Source organism: Holdemania filiformis DSM 12042 (genome assembly GCF_000157995.1).
GTDB classification, from domain to species: Bacteria; Bacillota_I; Bacilli_A; order Erysipelotrichales; family Erysipelotrichaceae; genus Holdemania; species Holdemania filiformis.
Map to the genome: position 1 here is coordinate 1 of NZ_GG657573.1, position 1696 is coordinate 1696.

Annotated in this window: 1 protein-coding gene; it reads left to right on the top strand. The window is 41.1% G+C overall.

Annotated features, from left to right (window positions below; genetic code table 11):
* Nucleotides 1-136: 136 nt before the first annotated feature.
* Nucleotides 137-1444, top strand: coding sequence for an IS30 family transposase (locus HOLDEFILI_RS18025; RefSeq protein WP_039865590.1), 1308 nt, complete (start codon nt 137-139; stop codon nt 1442-1444).
* Nucleotides 1445-1696 lie beyond the last annotated feature (252 nt).

Below are 1696 nucleotides of genomic sequence, written 5' to 3' on the forward strand. Positions count from 1 at the left end.
TGTGAATTGAAAAAGTAAATGCAGCCTTAAGGCAAAAAGAAATTGCATTTACTTTTGCAAAGACGCGGACTGCATTTACTCGTGCAAATGAGTTATAGTTATTTTGTATCTCCCTGTACAGATAGGAGTCCTCATTATGAGTCACTTAACTTTGCAAGATCGGATTACAATTCAATCCGAATTGAATCAGGGTTCTTCTTTCAACACAATTGCTCGTTTGATTTCTAAGAGTTCTACCACTCTCTCCCGCGAGATTCGAAATCATCTGCTGATTCGCGATCGTTCTTCTTACCCTCAGTCTCGCATGATGAACGATTGCCTCCATCGCTTTGAATGCCGGCTAAAATTTGTCTGTCAGCCTCAGTGCCATTTTCAAAAGGGGAATTGTCGTTTTTGTGGTCATTGTTTCCGGGTTTGTCATGATTATGAAAAAGAGTGCTGTCCTTCTCTCTCTCATCCGCCTTATGTTTGTAATGGCTGTCGGCAGCGGCAGCGCTGCTCCCTGGAACAACGTGATTATAAGGCAGCAGAAGCCCACCAGGAATATCGGCAGAGGCTCGTTGAAACCCGTTCAGGATTTAATTTGACCGAGGCTGAATTGGCTTTGATTCAGCGGGAGCTTACTCCGCTTATTAAAGAGAATAAACAATCAGTACATCATGCTTGTCTGGTTAAAGCTGATATTCTCCCTTGTCATGAGAAAACCATTTATAATCTCATTGACGCCAACCTGCTTCCCGAGATCAAAAATTTAGATTTGCCTCGAAAGTGCCGCTTAAAGCCTAGAAAATCAGGGCGGAAAGAACATAAGGTCGATAGTCAATGTCGGATTCACCGGACTTATGTGGACTTCCTGGACTTCGTTCAAGCTCATCCGGATGTTTCAGTTGTAGAGATGGATACTGTTGAAGGGATTAAAGGCGGTAAGGTGATTCTCACGTTTCTCTTCAAGTCCTGTAATCTTCAATTATTCTTCCTGGCCGACCACCATACCTCTCAAGCTACAATTCAACAGATGGATCAACTTTATGAACAACGATTAGGTCCTGAATTATTCAAGAAAATATTTGAAGTCATCCTGACGGATAATGGCTCCGAATTTTCCAATCCGACGGCGATTGAAAACGATGCCTTCCATCAATCCAGGTCTCGTTTATTCTACTGTGATCCCGCTGCTTCCTATCAAAAAGGGACTTGCGAGAATAACCATGAAATGTTGCGCAGATTCTATCCTAAAGGATCATCTTTCGATCAGTTAACACAAGATGAATTGAATCTCATTTCAAGCCATATCAATTCTTATAAAAGAAAAAGACTGAATGATCACTCGCCTCTTGAGTTATTCAGCCTTCTCTTCGGGAACGAAACGCTCGATAAATTAGGGCTTGTTTCCATCGCTCCTGAAAACGTTTGCCTTTCCCTCCGGGGTTTGTTCAACAAATAAAGAATAGACACAGGGAGATCCATTGACAAGTCAACCTAAGAACGAATTTAGCACCTGCATTTACTCAACGAAATAAATTGCATTTCGCTAAATCTCTTTTCTTATACCCTTTTTTATCTGGTTTCTACCGATATTTTAACACTTTTCCCTCATTATCTCGCTCTTTTTTTGTTTCCTTTTGCTCAATTTCTCCTTTTACTCTGCCCCGATACTCATTTTCTTCTTTACCTGCATTTACTTTTACTATTGACC

Excerpts from the sequence above, each read along its gene's own strand:
- HOLDEFILI_RS18025 (WP_039865590.1), top strand. The coding sequence starts at position 137 with ATGAGTCACTTAACTTTGCAAGATCGGATTACAATTCAATCCGAATTG.